The sequence below is a fragment of the Ruegeria sp. BHSC043 genome (assembly GCF_059612985.1).
Map to the genome: position 1 here is coordinate 224031 of NZ_JBXWRS010000003.1, position 24430 is coordinate 248460.

General features: G+C 64.6%; 19 protein-coding genes and 1 pseudogene. 10 read left to right on the top strand and 10 right to left on the bottom strand.

Annotation, left to right across the window (positions count from 1 at the left end):
• The first annotated feature begins 30 nt into the window (after positions 1-30).
• Together recQ and yaaA are read left to right on the top strand one after the other, a co-directional pair.
• Entirely contained in the window at positions 31-2070 is a 2040-nt protein-coding gene (gene recQ, locus AC2FMM_RS07920) for a DNA helicase RecQ (protein ID WP_496796259.1), read from the top strand.
• Between the two features lie 34 nt (positions 2071-2104).
• Positions 2105-2875 (top strand): peroxide stress protein YaaA, encoded by a 771-nt coding sequence (gene yaaA / locus AC2FMM_RS07925; protein WP_496796260.1) that lies wholly within the window; start codon positions 2105-2107, stop codon positions 2873-2875.
• Here the strand turns inward: yaaA and AC2FMM_RS07930 are convergent.
• On the bottom strand, positions 2866-3009 hold the full coding sequence (locus AC2FMM_RS07930; RefSeq protein ID WP_496712403.1) for a hypothetical protein: 144 nt from the start codon (positions 3007-3009) through the stop codon (positions 2866-2868). The two genes, yaaA and AC2FMM_RS07930, sit on opposite strands and share 10 nt — an antisense overlap.
• Before the next feature lie 117 nt (positions 3010-3126).
• Here AC2FMM_RS07930 and AC2FMM_RS07935 point away from each other — a divergent pair, with 117 nt between their 5' ends.
• Positions 3127-3324, top strand: a complete 198-nt coding sequence (locus AC2FMM_RS07935; protein ID WP_496796261.1) for a hypothetical protein — start codon at positions 3127-3129, stop codon at positions 3322-3324.
• Positions 3325-3336: 12 nt separating this feature from the next.
• Here AC2FMM_RS07935 and AC2FMM_RS07940 read toward each other — a convergent pair whose 3' ends face one another.
• The 5 genes from AC2FMM_RS07940 to AC2FMM_RS07960 form a co-directional block, all read right to left on the bottom strand.
• Positions 3337-5547 carry a response regulator gene (locus tag AC2FMM_RS07940; RefSeq protein WP_496796262.1) on the bottom strand — a complete coding sequence of 737 codons (2211 nt, stop codon included), beginning with the start codon at positions 5545-5547 and terminating at the stop codon, positions 3337-3339.
• 65 nt (positions 5548-5612) lie between these two features.
• Positions 5613-7655: a hypothetical protein gene (locus tag AC2FMM_RS07945; RefSeq protein ID WP_496796263.1), complete on the bottom strand. Its 2043-nt coding sequence runs from the start codon at positions 7653-7655 to the stop codon at positions 5613-5615.
• Positions 7652-10414 carry a DUF4159 domain-containing protein gene (locus tag AC2FMM_RS07950; protein ID WP_496796264.1) on the bottom strand — a complete coding sequence of 921 codons (2763 nt, stop codon included), beginning with the start codon at positions 10412-10414 and terminating at the stop codon, positions 7652-7654. The genes AC2FMM_RS07945 and AC2FMM_RS07950 overlap by 4 nt, the downstream gene beginning before the upstream one ends.
• On the bottom strand, positions 10411-11286 hold the full coding sequence (locus AC2FMM_RS07955) for a DUF58 domain-containing protein (protein ID WP_496796265.1): 876 nt from the start codon (positions 11284-11286) through the stop codon (positions 10411-10413). The genes AC2FMM_RS07950 and AC2FMM_RS07955 overlap by 4 nt, the downstream gene beginning before the upstream one ends.
• Positions 11283-12290 (bottom strand): AAA family ATPase, encoded by a 1008-nt coding sequence (locus tag AC2FMM_RS07960; RefSeq protein WP_496796266.1) that lies wholly within the window; start codon positions 12288-12290, stop codon positions 11283-11285. The genes AC2FMM_RS07955 and AC2FMM_RS07960 overlap by 4 nt, the downstream gene beginning before the upstream one ends.
• Positions 12291-12355: 65 nt before the next feature.
• Here AC2FMM_RS07960 and AC2FMM_RS07965 point away from each other — a divergent pair, with 65 nt between their 5' ends.
• Complete coding sequence (locus AC2FMM_RS07965; RefSeq protein ID WP_496796267.1) at positions 12356-12937, top strand: DUF1285 domain-containing protein; 582 nt, start codon at positions 12356-12358, stop codon at positions 12935-12937.
• Here AC2FMM_RS07965 and AC2FMM_RS07970 read toward each other — a convergent pair.
• Positions 12934-13878, bottom strand: coding sequence for a DMT family transporter (locus AC2FMM_RS07970; RefSeq protein WP_496796268.1), 945 nt, complete (start codon positions 13876-13878; stop codon positions 12934-12936). The two genes, AC2FMM_RS07965 and AC2FMM_RS07970, sit on opposite strands and share 4 nt — an antisense overlap.
• 174 nt (positions 13879-14052) lie before the next feature.
• On the opposite strand from AC2FMM_RS07970, the gene AC2FMM_RS07975 reads away from it, so the two are divergent.
• Both AC2FMM_RS07975 and AC2FMM_RS07980 read left to right on the top strand, forming a co-directional pair.
• Positions 14053-14805, top strand: a complete 753-nt coding sequence (locus AC2FMM_RS07975) for a hydroxypyruvate isomerase family protein (RefSeq protein WP_496796269.1) — start codon at positions 14053-14055, stop codon at positions 14803-14805.
• 130 nt (positions 14806-14935) lie between these two features.
• Positions 14936-15111 (top strand): annotated as a pseudogene (locus AC2FMM_RS07980) (DUF2798 domain-containing protein).
• A gap of 49 nt (positions 15112-15160) precedes the next feature.
• Here AC2FMM_RS07980 and polA read toward each other — a convergent pair.
• The 3 genes from polA to AC2FMM_RS07995 form a co-directional block, all read right to left on the bottom strand.
• Positions 15161-17962 (bottom strand): DNA polymerase I, encoded by a 2802-nt coding sequence (gene polA / locus AC2FMM_RS07985; RefSeq protein WP_496796270.1) that lies wholly within the window; start codon positions 17960-17962, stop codon positions 15161-15163.
• Between the two features lie 70 nt (positions 17963-18032).
• On the bottom strand, positions 18033-18503 hold the full coding sequence (locus AC2FMM_RS07990) for a hypothetical protein (RefSeq protein WP_496796271.1): 471 nt from the start codon (positions 18501-18503) through the stop codon (positions 18033-18035).
• Between the two features lie 81 nt (positions 18504-18584).
• The gene (locus AC2FMM_RS07995; RefSeq protein ID WP_170440022.1) at positions 18585-18761 is read right to left on the bottom strand and encodes a zinc-finger domain-containing protein; all 177 of its coding nucleotides are present in this window, start codon (positions 18759-18761) and stop codon (positions 18585-18587) included.
• 89 nt (positions 18762-18850) lie between these two features.
• On the opposite strand from AC2FMM_RS07995, the gene AC2FMM_RS08000 reads away from it, so the two are divergent.
• From AC2FMM_RS08000 to AC2FMM_RS08015, 4 genes are all read left to right on the top strand, one after another.
• On the top strand, positions 18851-19843 hold the full coding sequence (locus tag AC2FMM_RS08000) for an ABC transporter ATP-binding protein (protein WP_496796272.1): 993 nt from the start codon (positions 18851-18853) through the stop codon (positions 19841-19843).
• 304 nt (positions 19844-20147) lie between these two features.
• Positions 20148-20714, top strand: coding sequence for a hypothetical protein (locus tag AC2FMM_RS08005; RefSeq protein WP_496796273.1), 567 nt, complete (start codon positions 20148-20150; stop codon positions 20712-20714).
• Between the two features lie 19 nt (positions 20715-20733).
• Positions 20734-21192 carry a hypothetical protein gene (locus AC2FMM_RS08010; protein WP_496796274.1) on the top strand — a complete coding sequence of 153 codons (459 nt, stop codon included), beginning with the start codon at positions 20734-20736 and terminating at the stop codon, positions 21190-21192.
• A 283-nt stretch (positions 21193-21475) separates the two neighbouring features.
• Positions 21476-24430 (top strand): error-prone DNA polymerase, encoded by a 2955-nt coding sequence (locus tag AC2FMM_RS08015; RefSeq protein ID WP_496796275.1) that lies wholly within the window; start codon positions 21476-21478, stop codon positions 24428-24430.

Consider the following 24430-nt stretch of genomic DNA (forward strand, 5'->3'; position numbering starts at 1 on the left):
GTCAAATCTTGAAACAGGGCACCCCCGCACATGTTCGACGCCGCGCCTCTGCTGCGAGATGTCTTTGGATTCGATGAGTTCCGCCCCGGGCAGGAAGAGATCGTCGATGCCGTGACCGCCGGCGAGAACGTGCTGGCGATCATGCCCACCGGGGGCGGCAAATCCCTGTGTTATCAGCTACCTGCCCTGCTGCGCGATGGGGTCACCGTGGTGATCTCGCCGCTGATTGCGCTGATGCGCGACCAGGTGCGAGGGCTGCAAGAGGCCGGTGTCGAGGCTGGTGCGTTGACCTCGGGCAACACGCCCGAGGAAACCGACGCCGTGTGGGAGGCGCTCGAGGCCGGGCGGCTGAAGCTGCTCTACATGGCGCCCGAACGGCTGGCGGCGGGCTCGGCGCTGGGGATGCTGCGGCGGATTAATGTCAGCCTGATCGCCGTGGACGAGGCCCATTGCGTCAGCCAGTGGGGTCATGATTTCCGCCCCAACTACCTGCGGATCGGAGAGCTGCGGCGCGCGCTGGACGTGCCGCTGGCCGCCTTCACCGCCACGGCGGACGCGGAAACGCAAGACGAAATCGTCGAGAAACTGTTCGACGGCAAGCCCCCGCGCAAGTTCCTGCGTGGCTTCGACCGCCCGAACATCCACCTGGCCTTTGCCGCCAAGGACAGCCCGCGCAAGCAGATCCTGGATTTCGCCGACGCACGCCGGGGCCAGTCGGGCATCGTCTATTGCGGCACCCGCAACAAGACCGAAGTGCTGGCGCAGGCCCTGCGCGAACAAGGCCACAGCGCCTGCCACTATCACGGCGGGATGGAGGCCGAGGACCGCCGCATCGTCGAAACCCGCTTCGCGCGCGAGGACGGGCTGATCGTGGTGGCCACCGTGGCTTTCGGCATGGGCATCGACAAGCCCGACATCCGCTGGGTCGCCCATGCGGACCTCCCGAAATCGATCGAGGCCTATTACCAGGAAATCGGCCGCGCCGGCCGCGACGGCGGGCCGGCCGAGACCCTGACCCTGTTCGGCCCCGACGACATCCGCCTGCGCCGCAGCCAGATCGACGAGGGTCTGGCCCCACCTGAACGCCGCGCCGCCGACCATGCCCGTCTGAACGCGCTGCTGGGTCTGGCCGAGGCGCTGCACTGCCGCCGCCAGACTCTGCTGGGTTATTTCGGGGAACAGGCCGAGCCCTGCGGCAAATGTGACCTGTGCGACAGCCCGCCCGAGCTGTTCGACGGCACCACGCCAGTGCGCATGGCCCTGTCTGCAATCCTGCGCACCGAGGAATGGTTTGGTTCGGGCCACCTGATCGACATCCTCTTGGGCAACGACACCGACAAGATCCGCGCGCGGCGGCATGACGAATTGCCCACCTACGGCATTGGCAAGGACTGGTCGCGCCCGCAATGGCAGGCGATCTTCCGACAGATGATGGGCCACGACCTGGTGCGCCCCGACCCCGAACGCCACGGCGCGCTGCGCATGACCGAGGCCGCCAAGCCGATCCTGAAGGGCGAGGCGCAGATCACCCTGCGCAAGGATACGCTGCGCAAGGCCACCCGGCGGCCCGCGGTCAAGATGATGGTTTCAGAGGAGGACGCGCCCCTGCTTTCGGCGCTCAAGGCCAAGCGCCGCGCGCTGGCCGAGGCCGCCCGCGTGCCCGCCTATGTCATCTTTCCCGACCGCACGCTGATCGAGATGGCGGAAAAACGCCCCATGACGCTGGACGAGATGGCCCGGATCGGCGGTGTTGGCGCGAAAAAGCTGGACCGCTATGGCGATACCTTCCTTGAGGTGATCGCAGGCGAGGCGCAGGCGCTGCATCCGGCGCGCCGCAAGCTGGCAGGGCGCGAACAGGGCGATATCTACGACCGACTGCTCGAGGTGCAGGCGCAGCTGGCCCGAGGCCCGGACGGGATCGACAAACCACTGAGCTGCTCTGCCGCGCAACTGGCTAAGGTGGCGCAGATGCGCCCTTGCGACGAACGCGCGCTGGAGCAGATTCTGGGCGACCGCCGCGCCGAACGTTTCGCCGCAGCATTTCTGGACGTGCTGCGCGCGGCGGGCTAGGTATCGACGGGCAGGCACGAAAAAGGGGGCAGACATGCTGGTGGTGATCTCTCCGGCCAAGCGGCTGGACTGGGCAGAGCGGGACGTTGCACCGACCCAGCCCGATTTTCAGGACGACGCGATCCGGTTGGCGAAAACCGCGCGCAACCTGACGCTGGGGGATCTGAAAAAGCTGATGAGCCTCAGTGACGATCTGGCCCGGCTGAACCGCGACCGGTTCCGCGCCTTTGCCGACGCGCCGCAGCCCGAGGCCACCCGGCCGGCCGCACTGGCCTTTGCCGGCGACACCTATCAGGGGCTCGAGGCGGCATCGCTGGACGCCGAGGAGCTGGCCTGGGCGCAGGACCATCTGCGCATCCTGTCGGGGCTTTACGGCCTGCTGCGCCCGCTGGACGCCATTCAGCCCTATCGGCTGGAAATGGGCAGCCGGCTGAAAACCCGACGCGGCAAGAACCTGTATGACTACTGGCGCGACCAGCTAAGCAAGGCGCTGAACGCGCAGGCCGAGGCACTGGGCACCGATACGCTGGTGAACTGCGCCAGCCAGGAATATTTCGGCGCAGTCGATCCCACGGCCCTGAAACTGCGGGTCATCACCCCGGTCTTCATGGAGGACAAGGGCGGCACGCCCAAGATCGTCAGCTTCTTTGCCAAGAAGGCCCGCGGCTCAATGGCGCGGTACATCATCCGGCACCGGCTGACCGATCCGGAGAGCCTGCAGGATTTCGACACCGGCGGCTATGTGTATCGGTCTGATTTGTCGGAACCGGACAAACCGGTATTCGTGCGCCCCTATCAGGCCTGATCCAGCATCGAGGCATCATATGCCACCAGCTCGACCGTGTTGCCCTCGGGGTCCGTGGTAAACACGCCGCGCCAACCGATCCAGCCGAACCGTTCGACGCGATAGGGCTGGCCGATTTGATCATACCAGCGCATGACGACCTCCTGTTCCGCAAACGGAAGAGACAAGGCGATATGGTGCAGCGACGATTGCGCCCCAGTCATGGGTTTGTCGGCAGCAGTGGGGTGAAAACCCGACCGCGGCGCTGCCCCATGGTGAAACAGCGCCAAAACCTGTGTGTGCCCGTCGAACCCTTCTGCAATCCGAAAGAATGCGATCGCCCTATCATGACCGCCATGCAGGCGGGTCAGCCCGATGACGTTTTCCTAGAAGTCAACCATCGCCGCCATGTTGGTGCAGCGTATTGCAATTTCGCCCAAGGCGCGGGGGCGAAAACCTCGTTCCTGTGACATGGCGCCCGCCTAAACCGCACCGGCTGGCTCGACAATGACGGGTTGAGCACCCGTCGGGCAATGCGCCTGGATCATTTCGCAGATCAGCTTCTTCTGCAGGGGCTTGGTCAGAAAATGATCCAAACCCGCCGCAAGGATATTTTCTCTGTCGCCCATCATCGCATGGGCCGTCAGGGCCACGATCGGGACGTGCCGGCCCGTTCCGATCTCTTTGCGCCGTATTTCCTCGGTCGTCTGCTTGCCGTCCATCTTCGGCATCGAAATATCCATGAAAATCAGGTCGGGTTCGAATTCGTCATAGGCCGCGATCGCCTCGAGCCCGTTGGCCGCCAGCCGTAGCTCGATGTTCAGGCCCTTGGTCATTTTCGTCAGGATCAGCTGGTTTGTCCGGTTGTCCTCGGCGGCCAGAACCCGCATGAGACGTCGTTTCCCGCTCGCCATGCGCACCGGGGCAGTGGCAAAGTCCGCCGCTCTGGGTCGCGGCAATACCCCACCCCCCAAATCCATCAGGCGCGAGAACAGTTCAGCCCGCGGGATCGGCTTCTTCAGAACGCCCTGGATCAGGTGGTGGTTGGGGTCAGCATGAATGATGCCCGGATTCGCCGAAATCAGCACGATCGGCACCTTGTCCCAGCCCCGGCTGCGCAACGTCGCCGCCAGTTCCAACCCATCCATGTCGGGCAGATCATGGTTGCACAGCACGAGATCCACCGACCCTTGCATCGCCGACAAGGCCTGGGTGCCGGTGGCGCAGTCCGTCACCTCGGCCCCGAGCCGTCGCAGCTGCTTGCCCAGAATCGCCCGGTTGACGGCAAGATCCTCGACCAGGACGACATGTTTCAGCCGGTCCGCAAGATCCGGCGGCGGAACGGGCTGCGCGCCCTCGACGGTGGGCAGCGTCAGGCGGAACCCGAAACAGGACCCTTTGCCAGGATCGCTTTCAACCCAGATGGCGCCGCCCATCATCGTGATCAGCCGCTTGCTGATGGCCAGCCCAAGCCCAGTGCCGTCGAACTCGCGGGATTTGGCGTCCTCGATCTGGTTGAACTCGCCGAAGATGTGGTCGATCTTGTCGGGCGGAATCCCGATGCCCGTATCCTCGATCGCGACGTGGATGTCGCAAGTCTTCCGTTCGGCATTCGGCACCCCGGTGACCCGGATCAGCACATGCCCCTGGGGCGTGAACTTGACCGCGTTTCCGACCAGGTTGGTCAGGACCTGCCGCACCCGGCCCGGATCGCCCACGAACAGCGTGGGTAGAAACAGGTCGTAGTCGACCAGAAGGGTCAGACCCTTGTCGCGCACCGTGGGTTGCAGCAACGTCGCGACCTCGAGGATGCAACGTTCCAGGTCGAATTTCTCGGGATGCAGTTCAAGCTTGTCGGCCTCGATCTTGGAATAGTCCAGAACGTCGTTGATGATGACCAGCAACGCCTCGCCCGAGGCGCGGATCGTATCGACATAGAGCCGCTGTTCGTCGTTCATCGGGGTTTCCGACAACAGGTCGGTCATCCCGACGATGCCGTTCATCGGGGTTCGAATTTCGTGGCTCATGTTGGCCAGAAAGGCCGACTTGGCCCGGTTGGCTGCCTCGGCCTTGTCGCGCGCGGCCTGCAACTGCGTCTCGTGCTGGACCGAGGCGGTGATGTTCAGCGCCAGGCTGACCACGTCGCCCCCTTGCCCACGCTGGTCGATCAGCTTGATGTACTGCCCGTTCCACAGCTGGATCACCTCGGGCGGAGGGGCCATCCGGGCCCAGCGCCGCCGCATACGGGCTTTCCACGTCTCGGCCTCTTCGTCGGCGATGATGATGATCCCCTCGTCGGTCAGCAGATCGAGTATGCGTTGATACGAGACGCCTGGCGCGACCTCATCCAGCCCTTCAAATACGCTCAGATAGGCGGTATTGGCGCTGATCAGGCGATCATTGCCGTCAAAGAATGCGAACCCGTCCTGAATGGTCTGGATCGAATGCCACAGGCGGCGCTCGGCCACTTCGATCTTGGCATGTGCGATGGTCAGGTCGGATTTGACCCTTTCATTCTCGTCCCGAACGGTCGCAACCTCGGCCTGGGTTTCGCCGATCCGCTTGGTCAGCGCCAGGGCGTATTCACCCAGCTTTTGATTGGCCGATGACAATTCGGCCTGTTTCAATGCCAACATGCGTTCGGCCGCCAACCGCGCGCGCCGTTCCTGTGCCAGTTTTTCAGCAAGGCTCATTGTTATTTTCCCGGTCCGTTCGGACACAGGATTCCGGCAGAGCGTGAAAATCTGTTTAAAACGCCTCAGCCACGCCCCTCACGCAGCCAGCCGGCCAACAGAAAGCCCCCCGCCAGCAGCAGAACCAGCCAGGGCGGGAGCAGGCCCGCCTGACTCACGTCGCGGGTTTCATACGCCTCGCGCGGGGTCAGCCCGATCCAGCCGCGTCCGGCCGCCGGGCGTCCCGAGCGCACGTTGCGGATGGCCGGCAGCCCGTCCTCGACACGGATCGCACCGCCGCGCATGGCCGCCATGACCGGCGCAAGAATCTCGGGGGTGGCGATTGTGCGCTCGAATTCCCGCGGCGCGGCCGGGCCCAGGCCGATCACGGCAGTCAGGTCCCCTTCCTGCAAGCGGTAGAGGCCGATCTCTGGGCCGAAATACTGCGCCTCGAACCGGCCGGGCGACATCTCGCGCAGCGGCACCTCGAGCGTTTCGCCATTGGGGCGGGTGACGGTGACGGGGCCGACCTCTTCGTTCAGGGTCTGGCGGATGATGCGCATCGACTGACCGTTGGCCTCGGCCCACAGCGCCTCTTCCTCGAGCTCGGGTTCCTTCATCATCCAGTGAGCCAGACGGCGCAGCAGTTCCAGTTGCGGGCCACCGCCCTCGTATCCGCGGCTCCACAGCCAGGCGTGATCCGAGGCCAGCAGCGCCACGCGCCCTTCACCCACCCGGTCCAGCACCAGCAGCGGCCGGTCGTCGACCCCGGTCATCAACACCTCGCCCGCGCGTTGTTGGACGTCGATTTGCCGCAGCCATGCGCCCCATTCACCGTCCTCGCCCAGATCGGAGGTCACAGGGTGCCGCTGACCCAGGTCGGTCACCGTGGGCACATAGCGGTCCTCGATCACGCGGGCCGTGGGCTGTGCGGGCAGGATCGCGGACAGGGGTGAGCGGAAAATGCTGTCGGCGGTCGCGAAATCCGGCCCGGCCGCGATCAGCACCGCCCCGCCGTCATTGATATAGTTGGTCACGTTGTCCAGGTAGATCGCCGGCAGGATGCCGCGCCGCTTGTAGCGGTCAAAGATGATCAGGTCGAAATCGTTGATCTTCTCCAGAAACAGCTCACGCGTGGGGAATGCGATCAGCGACAGTTCGTCCACCGGAACCCCGTCCTGTTTCTCGGGCGGGCGAAGGATGGTGAAATGCACCAGGTCGACCGAGCTGTCGGATTTCAGCAGATTGCGCCAGGTGCGCCCGCCCGGATGCGGCGAGCCCGAGACCAGCAGAACGCGCAGCCGATCGCGCACCCCGTTCATCTGGATCAAGGCAGTGTTGTTGCGGTCGGTCAGTTCGCCATCAGCCTGCGGAACGGTGAACTGGATGACGTTGCGCCCGCCATGGGGCAGGGTCACCGGCAGCTCGACATCCACGCCGATCGGGATGCTGAATTGCTGCGGCTCGCCACCGTCCACGGCAATTTCCAACGGGGCCGAGACTGCACCGGCGGGCGCGGCGCCGCTGTCTTCGACCCGCAGGGTCAGCGTGACCGGCTCGCCGATGATGGCAAAGGCGGGGGCGTTGCGCACGATCAGGCGGCGGTCCCAATCCTGCGCGCGACCGGTCTGCAACAGGTGCATCGGCGCGGGCAGATCCGGGGCCTGATCGACGTCATGCACGATGCCGTCCGACAGGATCAGAATACCGGCGATGCGGGCGCGGGGTTCCTCGGCCAGCGCCGCATTCAGCGCCGCCATGACCTGAGTGCCTTCGTCCCCGTCGCCGTCGCCCACGGTGATGCGGCGCAGTTCGGTGTTGTCGCGGGCCTCGATCTCGGCAGCCAGGGCCTCGGCGGTCTGCGTGGTCTGTTCGGCGCGGTCAGATAGGGTTTGGCTGGCGCTTTCATCCTCGATCATCAGCACGATGTCGGTCAGCGGAGCGCGGTCCTCGATCTGGTAGACCGGGCCGGACAAGGCCGCCAAGAGTACCAGCGCCGCCAGACCGCGCAACGCCCAGCCCGACAGCCCGCGCCACAGCGCCAGGACCGTCGCGGCCAAAGCGATCGAACCAATGGCGACCAGAGCGGGCCACGGGATCAGCGGGTCAAAGATGACGGAACCGGTCATTGGCCCAACCTGTCAAGCAGAGCAGGCACGTGCACCTGATCGGATTTGTAATTCCCGGTCAGCACGTGCATGACCAGATTGACGCCGAACCGGTTGGCCAGCTCGCGCTGGCGTTCTCCGGCATAGCCGCGCCCGACCGGCAGCAACGCCTGCCCGTTCCGGTCGACTGCCCAGGCCCCGGCCCAGTCGTTGCCACCAATCACCACCGGAGTGACGTTATCATTGAGGTTGCGGAAGGGCATGCCTTCGATCTGTTCAGCGTCTGGGGGCGCGGCCTCGACCCAGATCTCGGTTCCGGCATAGCGCCCTGGGAAATCCTGCAACAGATAGAAGGTTCGGGTCAGGACGTGATCGCGCGGAACAGGCTCTAACGCAGGGATATTCAGCGGAGTCGCCAGCTGCTGCAGCTTGCGCCCATTGGGACTGGCGGCGCCGAACCCGGCGATGTCGGCATCGCGCGTGTCGAACAGGATCATCCCGCCCGATCGCAGATAGGCGTTCAGCCTGGCATAAGCCTCAGCCGAGGGCTGGGGCTGATCCGGTGTGATCGGCCAGTAGAGCAGCGGGAAGAAGGCCAGTTCGTCACGTTCGAGGTCCACACCCATGGGCTCTGCCGGTTCGACGGATGTGCGATAGGTCAGGGTCTGCGACAGGCCGCGCAACCCGGCATGGGCGACATCATCGACCTGGGCATTGCCGGTCAGGACATGGGCCAGCACCAATTCCTTGGTCGCCCGCAGGGCGAATTCGGTCTCTTCCGGTGTCTGCGCCTTCGCCTGCGGTACGATCAGAACCACGCCCAGCGCCACCGCCGCCGCCCGCGCCAGCCCCAGACGCCCCGAAAGCGCCAGCGAGGCCACAACGTCAACCGCCAGCAGGATCAGGGCGAGGCTCAGCAGCAGACCCCCGATCGGGGTCTCGGCACTGACCTCCTGCCCCTTGATGGGCACATCCGCAGGCCAGCTTATCGGGCGCAGCGTGCTGTCCTCGGTCAGCACGTTCAGGGCCAGCTTCTGCTTGCCGCTTTCATACAGACCCGGGCGCAGGTCGGGCCCCAATGCGCCGGACACCAGCGCGGGGCCATCGACACCGGCCAGATTGCCCGCGTCGGACAGGGTTCCGAACCCGTCCATCACCTGAATCGGCTCCCACGTGGTGCCTTGCAGCTGTTCGACCTGCCGCGTCTTGGCGGCCGAGGCCACGGCGAGCCGGTCGAGCATTTCGACGAACAGGCCCGACAGCGGCAGGGTCGACCATTCGGCATCGGCGGTGACATGGAACAGCACCACCTGACCCAGGCCCAGCGGCTTGCGCGTCACCAGCGGCGTGCCATCCGAAAGCGCGGCGATCACCCGGTCGGCCAGGTTCGGGTCGGGCTGCGCCATCACCTGGGTGCTGACGGTCACATCGTCGGGGATGCGCAACCCGTAAAAGGGCGAGCCTTCCTGGAAAGGCGCCAACCCCTTGGCTTCGCCCCAGCTCATCGCGCCGCCGACCGAGCGGCCACCGCTGCGCAGCCGTACCGGCAGCAAGACGTCTTCGGCATCGCGGCCCAGATCGCTGGCCGCCATGTGCGGACCGGCAAAGCGTAGCAGCAGCCCGCCCTGTTCGACCCATTCGACCAATCCGGCCTGTTCGGCGGGGGTCAGCTTGGCCACATCGGCCAGCACGATCACATCAGGGTTGGCAGGCAGAACCTCGGCCAGCCCGCCCTCGACGAAATCGGCAGTGGGGATCAGCACCTGCGTCAGGTAGTGCAGTGGCGAAAGCAGCTCCAGCCCCTCGCGGTTGACGGTTCCGGCGATCAGGGCGACCTCGCGCCGGCGCAGGCTGTCATCGGTCAACGACACCGCCCCGGCCGACCGCTGGCCCTGCAGCTCGAACCGAGTGATGCGGGCGCGCAGTTCGGACGGCAACGCCAGATCGGTCTGCGCCTGGGTCGTGCCGCTGTCGAAGCTGACCTCAACCGATTGCAGCAGGCGCATCACGCCCGCCGGGTCGCGCCCCTGTGCATTGATGGTGACGGTCTGCGCCGGTCCGGGTGTGGCGCGCACCGCGGTCAGCCGGATCGCCCCATCCTGATAGGTGGCCGGCAGCAGCGCCAGGGTCGGCGCCGCCGCGCGATAGACCGTGACCGCGCCCCGCGCCTGCAGCGCAGACAGTAGGGTTTCGCGGCCCGGATAGTCCAGCTTGTCCGTGAACCAGTGCGCGTCGAACCTGCCCTCGACCCCCGCCAAGTCGGCCAACGCCTGCTCGATCTGCGCCGCGTCCGGCTGCCACGGCTGCGGAACCAGCCCGGGCAGGCGGTTGCGCCAGGCCTCGGCGGTCTGGAAGACGGGCGGTTCCGGCTCGGTCAGGCGCAGGATCGAGACCGGGCGCCCGGCCCGTCCGGCTTCGGTCAGCTGCGCGTCGATCTGATCCAGTGTGGCGGGCCAGCGCGTGGCCCCGGCCCAGCTGGCATCCAGCACCAGCAGCAATGGCCCCGATCCGGTTTCGTCGCGCGACGGGTTCAGCACCGGGCCGGCCAGACCGACAATAATTGCCGCCGCCGCCAGCATGCGCAGCAGCAACAACCACCACGGGGTGCGGTCGGATACGCTCTCGTCGTCCTTCAGGCCCAGCAACAGGGTCACCGCCGGGAACAGCCGTCGGATCGGCGCGGGCGGCACGGCGCGCAGGATCAGCCAAAGGATCGGCAGGGTCAGCAGACCCAGCAACACCCACGGCGCGGTAAAGCCGATGCCCGCCAGAACTGTCATCGCGCCCCTCCGTCCAGCGCACGATAAAGCCACAACAGGGCCGCCTGCGCGCTGTCTTGGGTGTGGTGCAGGCCCAGTTGCCAGCCAGTCACCCGGCATAGGCGGGTCAGGTCATCCTTGCGTCGCGCCAGCCGCGCCAGATAGCGATCGCGCAGGTCGCCCGCCTTGAGGGTCTCGTGCCGGACCGTGCCGCCGACGCTTTCGAAGATGGTGCGCCCGCGATAGGGGAAGCTCTCCTCGCCCGGGTCCAGAACCTGCAGCAGCACACCGCGCACGCCGCGGTCGGCGGCCTTTGTCAGGGCCAGTTCGACCTCGTCCAGTGGGCCGAGGAAGTCAGAGATGAACACGGCGCGGGCATGGGGGATCATGGCGCGGTGCTCGGGCGGGGCATAATCGGCCTCGGTATCTTCGGACAGGGCCTGCGCCAGCCGGATGATCTGGGCGTTGCCGCGCCGGGGCGGCAGGGTGGTTCCGGTCAGGCCCACACGCTCGCCCCCGCGCACCAGCAGAATCGCCGTGGCCAACCCCAGAAGGCGGGCCCGGTCGGCCTTGGTGGGCAGAGATTTGTCGGACGCAAAGCGCATCGAGGCGCCCTGATCGACCCACAGCATGATCGACTGCGCAATCTGCCATTCGCGTTCGCGCACATATTGCTGATCGCCGCGGGCCGAGCGCCGGTGGTCGATCATCCGCCGGCTGTCGCCGATTTGCGCCGGCCGGTATTGCCAGAAATCATCGCCCAACCCCGAACGCCGCCGGCCGTGATCGCCCAGCAGCACGGTTCCGGCCAGGTGTTCGGCCCGCGCCAACAAGGGCGGCAGCCGGGACGCCTCGGCCTCGGATCTTTCGCGAAGGGTGCGGGCCGCGTTCACGCCGCCGCCTCGGCCCGGACAAGCCCGGCCGCGGTGGTTTCGATCAGGTCGGCCAAGCTGTCACCGCGTGCCCGCGCGGCGAAGTTCAGTGCCATCCGGTGGCTGAGCACCGGGCGCGCCATGTCCAGCACGTCTTCGGCATTTGGGGCCAGCCGGCCCTGCAGCATCGCCCGCGCCCGCACCGTCATCATCAGCGCCTGCGCCGCGCGCGGACCTGGACCCCAGGCGACCGTCTCGGACACGCGCTCGGACACGCCGGGTTCCTCGGGGCGGAACGCGCGCACCAGATCGAGGATCAGTTCGACCACCGACTCGCCCACCGGCATCCGGCGCAGCAGAACCTGCGCGGCCAGCAGTTCTTCTTTGGTGAAGATCTGGTGCGCCGCCTCCTCGGCCGCGCCGGTAGTGGCCAGCAGGATGTCACGCTCGGTCTGGCGGTCGGGATAGTTCACGTCGATCTGCACCAGGAAACGGTCCAGCTGGGCCTCGGGCAGCGGATAGGTGCCCTCCTGTTCGATCGGGTTCTGGGTGGCAAGCACATGGAACGGCACGCCCAGCGCGCGATCCTCGCCCCCGACGGTCACTGTGCGTTCCTGCATCGCCTGCAGCAACGCCGACTGGGTGCGCGGGCTGGCGCGGTTGATCTCGTCCGCCATCAACAGTTCACAGAAGATCGGGCCGGGAATGAATCGGAAATGGCGGCTGCCATCCTCGGCGGTGTCCAGAACCTCGGACCCCAGAATGTCCGCCGGCATCAGGTCGGGCGTGAACTGGATGCGGTTGCCATGCAGGCCCATGACGGTGGACAGGGTTTCCACCAGCCGCGTCTTGCCCAGGCCCGGCAGCCCGATCAGCAGGGCGTGACCGCCACACAGCAGCGCGGTCAGCGTCAGGTCGACGACCCTCTCCTGCCCGATGAAGCGGCGGGTGATCGAGGATTTGGCCTGTTGCAGTTTCGCTTCCAGCGCTTCGATCTCGGACACGAGGTCGGCAGGTTCGGTCATGACTTTCCCTTCCGTGGACTTAGTATAGATGAAGTGTATCGCGCTGCGAGGAAATGGCAAAAACAATGAGCGGACAAAATCCTGTGAAACCGTCCCCTGAGGGTCTGGCGGCCTCGGTCAAGGCGGCCAAACCGCGGGGTCTGCCCCCTGTGGACAAGTGGAATCCTCCGTTCTGCGGCGATCTGGACATGCGCATCGCGCGCGATGGCACTTGGTATTATCTAGGGTCGCCCATCACCCGGTTCGAGCTTGTGAAGCTCTTTTCCTCGATTCTTAAGAAAGAAGGGGACGCCTATTTCCTGGTCACCCCGGTCGAGAAGGTCGGCATAGCGGTCGAAGACGCGCCGTTTGTGGCGGTCGATTTCGACCGGACCGGCGCGGGCGAGAATCGGGTTCTGACGTTTACCACCCATGTCGGCGATACGGTGACGGCCGGGCCGGATCATCCGATCCGGGTGGTCATCGACCCCGAAACGAGTGAGCCGAGCCCCTACATTCTGGTGCGATCGAACCTTGAGGCGCGGATCGACCGCAAAAGCTTCTATCGGCTGGTGGACATCGCCACCCATCACGACGGGCAGTTCGGCGTCTGGTCGGGCGGGCAGTTCTTTGCCATCGCGCCATCGGACATGGTGGGTGACGGCTAGGCCGTCTGCCGCCCGGGCCGGTCCTGCGCCAGCACCACGGCCAGCGCCACCACCGCCGCGCCCAGCGCACGGGTCCAGTTCCACTCTTCTCCCAACACCAGCATGATGACCATCACATAGAACGGGGCCACGTTGATGTGGAACGAGGCAAGCGCCACGCCCAGCTTGCCGACCGAGGCGATGAACAGAACCTGGCTGAGCCCCAGCGATATCAGCGCGTAGATGACCAGCATCCCGGCCTGCTGCGTGTCGATGGCACCCTGGGGCCGGAGGTCGAACCCGGCCAGGCTGGCCAGTCCGATCAGCACCGAGGCCACGATCGCGCCACCGGCCAGCGTGATCGTGGTGCGGCCGGTCTGGCTGAGGTCCGGGAAATCGCGTGCCGTGGCCATGCTGCCCCAGCAGAACAATGTCGTGGACCCGACCGCGCAGAGCGCACCCAGCCCAAGCTGCGCGGGCGCGATGGCGCTGGTGGCGATCAGCCCGCCGATGATCGAAACGACCACGCCCAGCGCGAAATTCGCGCGCAGGCGACGGGTTCCCGCGGCCAGTTCCAGCAGGGTGGCCACCAGCGGCGCGCACGAGGCGATGATGGCGACCGTCACCGGGTCGGTCAGCTTCTGCGCCAGGATGATCAGGAACATGCCCAGCCCCAGGCCAAAACCGCCGACCCGCACCGCATGTCTCCATCGGGCGCGCAGCACGGCGCCGGGTCCGTCGATCCAGATCCAGATCGGCACCATCACTGCCACCGCCAGCATCAGCCGCGCTGCCCATAGGGCGACGGGCGGCCAAGACTGCAACAGGATCTCGGCCGCCGGGAAGCCGGCCGCCCAGGTCAGCATCGACGCCACCGCCAGCCCGTTTCCGGACAGGGCGGATTGCCGCGCACCGGTCGCAGTGAAACTGGGCCCGCGAACGGGGTCCGGACTCATCGCCATCGGTTTCAACCCTTTTGTTGGTGCAGCGCCACGAAAATGATTCGCTGCGACACCCCGACCCTTCACAATCGGCCCGCGCCGGTCTGGCCGATTTTCGACATATTGTCGTTTTCAAACCCTTCCTCTGCACGCCGCACGCCACTAAGGTCGGCGCGCCATCAGCCCGAGAGGACAATGCCCCGATTTGCCGCCAATATCTCGCTGCTCTTTGCCGAGCTGCCCTATCTCGACCGGTTCAAGGCGGCGGCGGATGCAGGGTTCAAAGCGGTCGAGATCCTGTTTCCCTATGACTTGGCGGCCAAGGAAACCCGCCGCGCTTTGCTGGCAAACGGGCTGGACCTGGTACTGATCAACGCGCCGCCGCCCAACTATACCGGCGGCCAGCCAGGCTATGCGGCCGTTCCGGGGGGCGAGGCGCGGTTCCAGTCCGACATCCGCCGCGTCCTGCGCTATGCCGAGGCGTTGAGGCCCGGCCTGATCCATGTGATGGCGGGCTATGCCTCGGGGGCGGACGCGCAGGACTGTTTCGTGCGCAACCTGCAATGGGCCGCGGATTTTGCGCCGCATCAGCAGTTCACGATCGAACCGCTGAACCCGGTCTCACAGCCCGAGTATTTTCTGAACGACTATGATCTGGCCGCCGCGTGCCTGGACCGGATCGACCGTCCGAATGTGGGCCTGCAATTCGACAGCTTTCATGCCCGGATGATCCATGGCAATGCGCAGGCCGTCTGGGACAGATTCCGCGACAGGATCGTGCATATTCAGATCGGATCGGCCCCCGACAGGTCGGAACCCGGCCGGGACGAGACCGATTTCACCGCACTGTTCGCAGCAATCGACGACAGCGGTTATGACGGCTGGGTCAGCGCCGAATACACGCCCTCGACCCGGCGCACCGACGCCTCTCTGCATTGGATGCGATAGGCCTGTGCGCCTGCGCACTGGAAATCACATTTCGAATGTTGCATATGAAAAGGTAAATCAGCAGAGGAACAGCCGCATGATCCCAGCCCGTTTTGCCCCCGTCCTGTTCGGATTGATCCTGTCGGGGCTGATGTCCTGCATCGTGACCTGCATCGCAACGGTCAAAGAGATCGGGCTGGGTCCCGAGAACTTTGCAGCTGGATGGGCGCCTGGAGCGTCAGCTGGCCGGTGGCCTTCGCAGTGGTTCTGTTCGTGGCTCCGCTGACCCGTCGGCTGGTCGCGCTGTTGGTCAGGCCCGAGGCCTGACCTGCCGCGAAGAGGGCCCGCCGGGCTTGATGAGTGGCACGGCGCTTGCCTAATGCGCCTCGGCCCAGTTGGCGCCCTTGCCCGCATCCACGGTCAGTTTCACGTCCAGCTTCACCGCCGGATCAGGCGCGTTCTCCATCACGTCGCGCGCAATCTCGATGGTCTGATCCACCGCGTCCTCTGCCACTTCGAACAGCAGTTCGTCATGTACCTGCAGCAGCATCTTGGCCGGCAGCCCGTCGATCGCCTGAGGCATCCGCACCATCGCCCGCCGGATCACGTCCGCCGCGGTGCCCTGAATCGGCGCGTTGATCGCCGCGCGGCGCGCGAACCCCGCATGCGGCCCCTTGGCGTTGATCTCGGGCGTGTGGATCTTGCGTCCGAACAGCGTCTGCACATAGCCATACTCTTTGGCAAAGGCGATGGTGTCATCCATGTAGCGCCGGATGCCCGGGAAGCGTTCGAAATAGCGGTCGATGAAGCCCTGCGCCTCGGCCCGCGGAATGCGCAGGTTGCGCGCAAGACCAAAGCCCGAAATGCCGTAGATCACGCCGAAATTGATCGCCTTGGCCTTGCGGCGGATTTCGGGCGTCATCTCGTCCAGCGGCACGTCGAACATTTCCGACGCGGTCATGGCGTGAATGTCCAGCCCATAGGCAAAGGCCTGTTTCAAGGCCGGAATATCGGCGATATGCGCGAGGATGCGCAGCTCGATCTGTGAATAGTCGAGCGACACCAGCACGTTGCCCGGCTCGGCGATGAAAGCCTCGCGGATGCGGCGGCCTTCTTCGGTGCGCACCGGTATGTTCTGCAGGTTCGGATCGGTCGAGGCCAGACGCCCCGTGTTCGCCCCGGTGATGGCATAAGACGTATGCACCCGCCCCGTGTCGGGGTTGATATGGGTCTGCAGCGCGTCGGTATAAGTCGATTTCAGCTTGCTGAGTTGCCGCCAGTCCAGCACCCGGCGCGGCAGCTCATGCTCGGTCGCCAGATCTTCCAGCACGTCGGCGCCGGTCGAATACTTGCCGGTCTTGCCCTTCTTGCCGCCCTCTAGGCCCATCTTGTCGAACAGGATCTCGCCCAGCTGCGCAGGCGAGCCGACATTGAAATTCTCGCCCGCCAACTCGTGGATTTCAGCCTCTAACGCAGCCATTTTCTGGGCAAACGCGTTCGACATGCGGCTCAGCACGTCACGGTCGACCTTGATGCCATGCATCTCCATCTCGGCCAGAACCGGCACCAGGGGGCGCTCGAGCGTTTCATAGACGGTGGTCACCTGAACCCGGTGCAGCTGCGGCTTGAACAGCTTCCACAGGCGCAGGGTGATGTCGGCGTCCTCGGCGGCATAGGCGGTGGCCTCGTCGATTGGCACCTTGTCGAAGGTGATCGCCGACTTGCCCGAACCCAGCAACGGCTTGATCGGGATCGGCGTGTGGCCCAGATAGCGTTCGGACAGCGTGTCCATGCCGTGTCCATGCTCACCCGCATGCATGGCATAGGACATCAGCATCGTGTCGTCGATCGGGGCGACATCCACGCCGTAGCGTGCAAAGATCTTGGCGTCATATTTCATGTTCTGCCCGTTCTTCAGGATCGACGGATCCTCCAGCACCGGCTTGAGCATCTCCAGCGCCTCATCCAGCGGCATCTGCCCTTCGGCCAGCGCGTCCGAGCCGAACAGGTCGTCACTGGTACCGTCGCGGTGGGTCAGCGGGATATAGCAGGCCTCGCCCGGCTCGATGCACAGCGAAATGCCGACCAGATCGGCCACCATCTCGTTCAGGCCGGTTGTCTCGGTGTCCACCGCCACCCAGCCGCGTTCATGCGCCTGATCGATCCATTTCTGCAAGGCCGCGGCATCACGCACACATTCGTATTTGCTGGCATCGAACGGCAGTTCGTCAGCCGGCGGATCATCCGACGCGACCGGCGCGGGCGCATCCGCGATCACCGGCGGCTCGACCCCCAGCTTCTCGGCGATCCGCTTGGAAAGCGTGCGGAACTCCATCTCGGCCAGGAACGACAACAGCTTGTCCGGGTCGGGGTCGCGAAGCTCCAGATCGTCCAGCGTGAAATCCAGCGGCATATCGCAATCCAGCTGCACCAGCTTCTTCGACAGCTCGATCTGGTCGCGCTTCTCGATCAGGGTCTGGCGGCGCTTGGGCTGCTTGATCTCCTCGGCCCGGTCCAGCAGCGTCTCCAGGTCACCGAACTCGTTGATCAGCAGTGCCGCCGTCTTGATCCCGATCCCCGGCGCGCCCGGCACGTTGTCGACGCTGTCACCAGCCAGCGCCTGCACATCCACGACCCGCTCGGGATAGACGCCGAATTTCTCGAACACCCCCTCGCGGTCGATGCGCTTGTTCTTCATGGCGTCCAGCATCTCGACACCGTCGCCCACCAGCTGCATCAGGTCCTTGTCGGAACTGACGATGGTCACCCGGCCCCCGGCCTGGCGCGCCTGACAGGCCAGCGTGGCGATGATGTCGTCGGCCTCGTACCCCTCCAGTTCTTTGCAGGGGATGTTGAAGGCCTCGGTCGCCTGCCGGGTCAGGGGGATCTGCGGGCGCAGATCCTCGGGCATCGCCTCGCGGTTGGCCTTGTAGAGGTCGTACATGTCATTGCGGAAGGTGTGCGAGCCCTTGTCGAAGATCACCGCCAGATGGGTCGGCGCATCGGGGCCGTGGTCGCCATCCACGTAACGCTGCAACATGTTGCAAAAGCCCGAAACGGCGCCAATCGGCAGCCCGTCCGATTTCCGCGTCAGCGGCGGAAGGGCGTGATAGGCGCGAAAAATGAAGGCCGATCCGTCGATCAGATGCAGATGGCAGCCTTTTCCGAATTTGCTCATGCGCACTCTCCCCGTCAGTCAGGGACGGTTCTGCCACAGGGGCAGCCGGGTGACCAGTCAGGAACGCGCCCTAGCCGCCAAACAGACCGCTGAAAACATCCGAGAAACTGTTCAGCAGCGCCATGATGACCAGCGCGCCAAGGAACGCGAAAAACGCCACTGCGAAGAACTGGAACAGGATCGCGCCCGTTCCGATGACCACACCGGCAATGGCCGGGCGGCGTTTTTCGTGGCGCAGGATGCCGATGACCGAGACGACGATCGCCAACCCGCCCAGCATGGCGACGCCGATCTGCAGAAAATCATCCAGATCGCGGGTGGGCGCGACCGGCGCGGGCTGCTCCATCCCCGCAGCGGCCCGCAAGGTCGATTTTCCCAACTCGGCGGCCAGTTCGCCCAGCGTCACGCCGGTGGATTGCTGCGGCGCGAATGGCCCTGCCCAGAACACGAACAGGGCTGCGAACAGGGCCAGTGCCGCAAGGCAAAAGCCAACCCATCCAAAAACCGGATTCCCGGAATCAGCAGCAGTCATATCGGTCATCATTCACACCCACGTTTGTCACACCAACGCACTGGATGAAAATCGCGGCGAGATTTGGGCGGACTGCGGTTGGGCGGGCAATCAGTGTTGCTGTGCGTCCTTCAGAACATATTTGCAATCGCAATAGGGGCACTCGACCCAGCCCTGATCTTCGGGGACCTGCAACCAGACGCGCGGATGGCCCAGCGCGCCCTCGCCGCCATCGCAGGCGACGCGGCTTGTCTCGACGATCTTGGTTTCCGGAGCTTCGATTGTCACGGCGTGCGATCCTTCACTGGTTGTCGGCCTCGCGGGCATGCATTAGGTGCGTTTATGAGCGATCAAGAAACCGGGGGCAAGAGCCAGCAATGACCGATGCAGCGATCAGCCTTCGCGGCCTGCGCAAAACCTATCGCGGCGGCAAGGGCCAGCCCGAGAAACACGCGCTGAAGGGCATTGACCTGGATATCCCGCGCGGGTCGGTCTTTGGCCTGCTGGGGCCGAACGGCGCAGGCAAATCGACCCTGATCAACATTCTCGCAGGGCTGGTGCTCAAGACCGCCGGCCAGGTGACGATCTGGGGCTATGACCAGGACCGCAACCCGCGCCAGGCCCGCGCGGCCATCGGGGTGATGCCGCAGGAGCTGAACCTCGACCCGTTCTTCACCCCCCGCGGCGCGCTCGAGGTGCAGGCGGGACTTTACGGCGTTCCCAAATCGCAGCGGCGCAGCGACGAGATCCTCGAACTGGTCGGCCTCAGCGACAAGGCCGAGGCCTATGCCCGCACGCTGTCGGGCGGGATGCGGCGGCGGCTGCTGCTGGCCAAGGCGCTGGTGCACCACCCGAAAATCCTGGTGCTGGACGAACCCACCGCCGGCGTGGACATCGAACTGCGCCAAATGCTGTGGGCCAATGTGCGCAAGCTGAACCAGCAGGGCATGACCATCATCCTGACCACCCACTACTTGGAGGAAGCGCAGGAGATGTGCGACGAGATCGCCATCATCAACCACGGGGAAAAGGTGGCGCAGGACAGCACCGCCAACCTGCTGGGCCGCATGGACGGACGCACCATGGTCATCACCCCCGAGGCCCCCGTGACCGCCCTGCCCGCCGCCCCCGGCGTTCAGGCCAGCCTGCGCGACGACGGCAGCCTGGCGCTGCACTACCGCAGCCCGGAAACCAGCGCCGAGCAGGTGCTAGAGGCGGTCCGTCTGGCCGGCATCCGCATCCGCGACGTGCGCACCGAAGAGGCCGATCTCGAGGACGTGTTCCTGGCCCTGACCTCCGCGCGCGCCGACGATGCCCCGGCCGATGATCAGGACCAGCCGCGCCGAGGCCTGCACCGGGTCAAGCTGTGACTAGGCACCGTGCCACTTCGGTCTGGGCAGATGAGGTTTTTTGCAGAACAACCAAGACCACTCGCCACGCCGCCCTTGCATAAGCGCATTGTGGACGAAGTTGTCTTTCGCTTCGTTCACCAGGCACAACTGTTTTGCGGAAACATGGGCGAAGCACGGTGTTGGCCAGGTAACGCAAACCAGGGGCAGGTCATTTTGCCAGCCAGCGAGAGTTTGACATACCTCAATGACGGAAGCCGGAGGAACCCTATCCTGAGAAAGCTACTCGAATTGAATTTTCTGAAAGGTAGGAGTTTGCCCATTGATGACCCTAGCAAGAGTATCTCGACCTGCATTTTTCCTGCTTTCGCTCATTTGTTTTTCGACTGTCGCGTGGGCCGATCCGGCTACCCGCAAGAGCGAAAAAGTTGAACGATTCGGGTATTGGTATGTAGTGAAGAAGCCTGCGACATTTGTCATAGCCCAAACTGGACAGAAAGGGCGCTATACGCTCTGTAGCGCGGTGCTGTTTTCCAAAGATGGATCCTTAGAGTTCGAGGCGAAGAATGATCAGGCTTGGTCGTTCTACGCATCCAAAAAGGGATGGGATTATTCCTTCGGCAGGAAAAAGTTAACGTTGAAGTCCGGTTCGCGGGAAATTCGGATTCCTGAGGCACTTTATGGAGGCTCGATGATTTCCGGGATGAGCCACAACTTTCTTGCTGGCCGCCCGATCTCCATAGCCACGTTCCGCTCCTTCATCTCGCAGGGTAAGCCGATTTCTATTCATGATAACCGCGGCAGACTGCTTGTGACTTTTCCGAACGATGGAGATGATCTCTCAAAGGCGTTCAAACGGGCAATCGAATGCTCACTGTCGAACAAACCGTAGTCAGACCGGGAGCGAGGCCATGAGTTTTTCTCTTTCGAAAATCGCAATCGTACTGACCCTCCTCGCCTGTTCCGTTTCAGCCACGCATGCAGAGGGGCAGTTTCTGGAAGGATGCCTCGCGCTAAAAGGCAATGAACAGCAGTTCAGAAAAACGACCGTAACGTGGCTTGCGCAGCAGAAAGGGGAAACAATAATCGCGTATGCATCAATAAATGTTGGGGGCAAGGCAGCAGTCTGTGGCTTATACGTGAACGAAGGGGTCGTGCCTCAGACAGACCTGAAGTTTATGCTCTCCAAGAGTGAGATAAAGGTCGGTCGACAGACATTGTTAAGAAATCTCTCCTTTTTTAAGAATGCGTGTAATGGTGGCGGATGCAAACTTTGCGCGCCTTGCTTTATGACAACATTGAATTGGAAACCGGCTTACGCGCGGGCGAAACTGAGTTTACACGCAACTGAAAGCTTCGAAATCAAATAGTTACATTTCGACCACGGGGCGCAAGAACAGCCATATCTCTGTGACGAGCTGAGCCCAGATTTCGCGCTGATCGGAAGGTAGATTTCCAAGCTGCAATCCAATCGGTTCACGAATGCAAAGATAGCTTTGAAGCCAGCCAAGATGATGTTTGCTGCGAATGCACGACACGTCCGCTCAGGGCTCGAACCAGAACTTCACCGCACCTGAATTGGCGACCCGTTTCCTGCGCAATGCAGACAAGGACTCGAAAAAGAACAAAACAAGAATATAATGACGACTCGCCATGTATGCCGAGCTGTCGATCACGTCGAACTTCACCTTCCTCACCGGGGCCTCGCACCCCGAGGAGTACATGGAGCGCGCCGTCACCCTGGGCCTGCCCGCCATCGCCATCGCCGATGACAACTCGGTGGCCGGCATCGTCCGCGCCCACACCCAGGCGCGCGAGATCGCCCGCAAGGTGCGTGAACGCCGCGCGTGGGAGGAGCGGAACACGCCCATCGGCCCGCCCTGCCCCAATCACATCCCGAAACCGCCCTCGTTCCCGGTGCATGCGGTGCCGCGCCTGATCCCGGCGGCACGGCTGATCTTTACCGATGCCCCGCCCGTCACCGCCCTGCCCATCAACCGGCAGGGCTGGGCCAACCTGTGCCGCCTCCTGTCCACCGGACGGCTGCGCGCGGCCAAGGGCGACTGCATCCTGCACCTGTCCGACCTGTTGGAGTTTTCCGACGGTCTGCACCTGCTACTCTGGCCACAGGCGGGCCGTCCGACCGGCGGCGCGAGCGGATGGCGGACACAGGCGCAACAGCTGACGCGCCGCTTTGCCGGGCGCATGCATCTGCTGATGCATCCCCGCTATGACGGGGCGGATACGGCATTTTTCCATTTATTAGAGACTGAATCGCGCCATCTAGGCCTGCCCACCATCGCCAGCGCCGCGCCGATGATGCATCACGGGTCGCGCCGCCGGCTGGCCGATGTGCTGACCGCGATCCGGCTGCGCCGCAAGGTGGACGATCTGGGCCGCCACGCGCTGGCCAATGGCGAACAGCGCCTGCGGTCCGAGGCCGAGATGCTGCGCATCTTCAAGGGGCACGAAGGCGCCGTGGCCCGCGCGTATGCGCTCAGCCAGGAACTCACCTTCTCGCTGGACGAGCTGCGCTATGAATACCCCAGCGAGGTCAGCGGCACCGAAACCCCCGCCCAGCGCCTGCATCGGCTGGCGCATGAAGGGTTGAAATGGCGCTATCCCGCCGGCGCGCCCGAAAAGGTCAAGGCGATGCTGGCGCATGAACTGACCCTGATCGGCAAGCTGAAATACGAGCCCTACTTCCTGACCGTCCGCGACATCGTGCATTTTGCCCGCGGCCGCGGGATCCTGTGCCAGGGGCGCGGGTCGGCGGCCAATTCGGTGGTCTGCTATTGCCTGGGCGTCACCTCGGTCAGCCCCGAGATGGGCACCATGGTGTTTGAACGCTTCGTCTCCGAGGCGCGGGACGAGCCGCCCGACATCGACGTGGATTTCGAACATGAACGCCGCGAAGAGGTGATCCAGCACATCTATGAACGCTATGGCCGCCACCGCGCGGGGCTGTGCGCCACGGTGATCCACTATCGCGGCAAGCGCGCCATCCGCGAGGTGGGCCGCGCCATGGGCCTGACCGAGGACACGATTTCCGCCCTGTCGTCGCAGCTGTGGGGGTTCTTCTCGACCGCGGGTCTCGAGGCCGAGCGGATGCGCGAGATCGGCCTCGACCCAGAGGATCGCCGACTAAAACAGACTCTAACACTGGTGCATCAGATCAACGGCTTCCCCCGCCACCTGTCCCAGCATGTAGGCGGGTTCATCATCACCGAGGGCCGTCTGGACGAGCTGGTGCCCATCGAAAACGCCACGATGGAGGACCGCACGGTCATCTGCTGGGACAAGGACGACATCGATTCCCTGGGCATCCTCAAGGTCGATGTCCTGAGCCTTGGCATGCTGACCTGCATCCGCAAGGCCTTCGACCTGATCGCCCAGCACCACCAGACCAGCTACACGCTCGCCACCCTGCCGCCCGAAGACCCGGCGGTCTATGACATGCTGTGCCGCGCGGATTCGGTGGGCGTGTTCCAGGTGGAATCACGAGCGCAGATGAACTTCCTGCCCCGGATGCGGCCGCGCAATTTCTATGACCTGGTGATCGAGGTCGCCATCATCCGCCCCGGCCCCATCCAGGGCGACATGGTGCATCCCTATATCCGGCGGCGGAATGGCGAGGAGGAGGTCAGCTTCCCCTCGGACGCACTGGGCGAGGTGCTGGGTAAGACGCTGGGCGTGCCGCTGTTTCAGGAGCAGGCGATGCAGATCGCCATCGTCGGCGCGGGCTTCACCCCCGAACAGGCCGACCGGCTGCGGCGGTCGCTGGCGACCTTCAAGAAGCATGGCAATGTCAGCGAATTCCGCACCCTGTTCTTGCGCGGGATGCAGCGCAACGGCTATGACGCCGAATTTGCCGAACGCTGCTTCTCGCAGATCGAGGGGTTTGGCTCCTACGGCTTCCCCGAAAGCCACGCGGCCAGCTTTGCGCTGCTGGTCTATGCCAGCGCTTGGATCAAGTGCCACCACCCGGGCATCTTTGCCTGCGCGCTGCTGAACTCGCAGCCGATGGGGTTCTATGCTCCCGCCCAGATCGTGCGCGATGCGCGCGAACATGGCGTGCAGGTGCGTCCGGTCTGCATCAATGCCAGCTTCTGGGACAACGTGATGGAGCCCGACGGCCATGGCGGGCTGGCCCTGCGGCTGGGCTTTCGCCAGATCAAGGGCCTGAGCGAGGAGGACGCCAGCTGGCTGACCGCCGCGCGCGGCAACGGCTACCACCAGGTTGACGACGTCTGGCGCCGCGCGGGGCTTGGCCCCTCGGTGATCGAACGTCTGGCCGAGGCCGATGCCTTTGCCGCCTGCGGCCTGACCCGGCGCGAGGCGCTGTGGCAGGCCAAGGCGATCGCCACCGCCCGGCCTCTGCCCCTGTTCGCGCAGGATCTGGAAGGTGAGGCGCTGGACGAGCCCGCCGCCCATCTGCCGCAGATGTCGCTGGGCGAACAGGTGGTCGAGGATTACGTCGCCACCCGCCTGAGCCTGCGGGCACACCCGGTGGCCCTGCTGCGGCACCTGCTGACGCCGGGGCAGCGCGACAATTCCGCCCCTGCATCCGGGCCGGAAAACGCGGTATCGGCTCGGAACAGAGCCTGA

Excerpts from the sequence above, each read along its gene's own strand:
- recQ (WP_496796259.1), top strand. The coding sequence starts at position 31 with ATGTTCGACGCCGCGCCTCTGCTGCGAGATGTCTTTGGATTCGATGAG.
- yaaA (WP_496796260.1), top strand. The coding sequence starts at position 2,105 with ATGCTGGTGGTGATCTCTCCGGCCAAGCGGCTGGACTGGGCAGAGCGG.
- AC2FMM_RS07930 (WP_496712403.1), bottom strand. The coding sequence starts at position 3,009 with ATGCGCTGGTATGATCAAATCGGCCAGCCCTATCGCGTCGAACGGTTC.
- AC2FMM_RS07935 (WP_496796261.1), top strand. The coding sequence starts at position 3,127 with ATGGTGAAACAGCGCCAAAACCTGTGTGTGCCCGTCGAACCCTTCTGC.
- AC2FMM_RS07940 (WP_496796262.1), bottom strand. The coding sequence starts at position 5,547 with ATGAGCCTTGCTGAAAAACTGGCACAGGAACGGCGCGCGCGGTTGGCG.
- AC2FMM_RS07945 (WP_496796263.1), bottom strand. The coding sequence starts at position 7,655 with ATGACCGGTTCCGTCATCTTTGACCCGCTGATCCCGTGGCCCGCTCTG.
- AC2FMM_RS07950 (WP_496796264.1), bottom strand. The coding sequence starts at position 10,414 with ATGACAGTTCTGGCGGGCATCGGCTTTACCGCGCCGTGGGTGTTGCTG.
- AC2FMM_RS07960 (WP_496796266.1), bottom strand. The coding sequence starts at position 12,290 with ATGACCGAACCTGCCGACCTCGTGTCCGAGATCGAAGCGCTGGAAGCG.
- AC2FMM_RS07965 (WP_496796267.1), top strand. The coding sequence starts at position 12,356 with ATGAGCGGACAAAATCCTGTGAAACCGTCCCCTGAGGGTCTGGCGGCC.
- AC2FMM_RS07970 (WP_496796268.1), bottom strand. The coding sequence starts at position 13,878 with ATGGCGATGAGTCCGGACCCCGTTCGCGGGCCCAGTTTCACTGCGACC.
- AC2FMM_RS07975 (WP_496796269.1), top strand. The coding sequence starts at position 14,053 with ATGCCCCGATTTGCCGCCAATATCTCGCTGCTCTTTGCCGAGCTGCCC.
- polA (WP_496796270.1), bottom strand. The coding sequence starts at position 17,962 with ATGAGCAAATTCGGAAAAGGCTGCCATCTGCATCTGATCGACGGATCG.
- AC2FMM_RS07990 (WP_496796271.1), bottom strand. The coding sequence starts at position 18,503 with ATGACCGATATGACTGCTGCTGATTCCGGGAATCCGGTTTTTGGATGG.
- AC2FMM_RS08000 (WP_496796272.1), top strand. The coding sequence starts at position 18,851 with ATGACCGATGCAGCGATCAGCCTTCGCGGCCTGCGCAAAACCTATCGC.
- AC2FMM_RS08005 (WP_496796273.1), top strand. The coding sequence starts at position 20,148 with ATGACCCTAGCAAGAGTATCTCGACCTGCATTTTTCCTGCTTTCGCTC.
- AC2FMM_RS08010 (WP_496796274.1), top strand. The coding sequence starts at position 20,734 with ATGAGTTTTTCTCTTTCGAAAATCGCAATCGTACTGACCCTCCTCGCC.
- AC2FMM_RS08015 (WP_496796275.1), top strand. The coding sequence starts at position 21,476 with ATGTATGCCGAGCTGTCGATCACGTCGAACTTCACCTTCCTCACCGGG.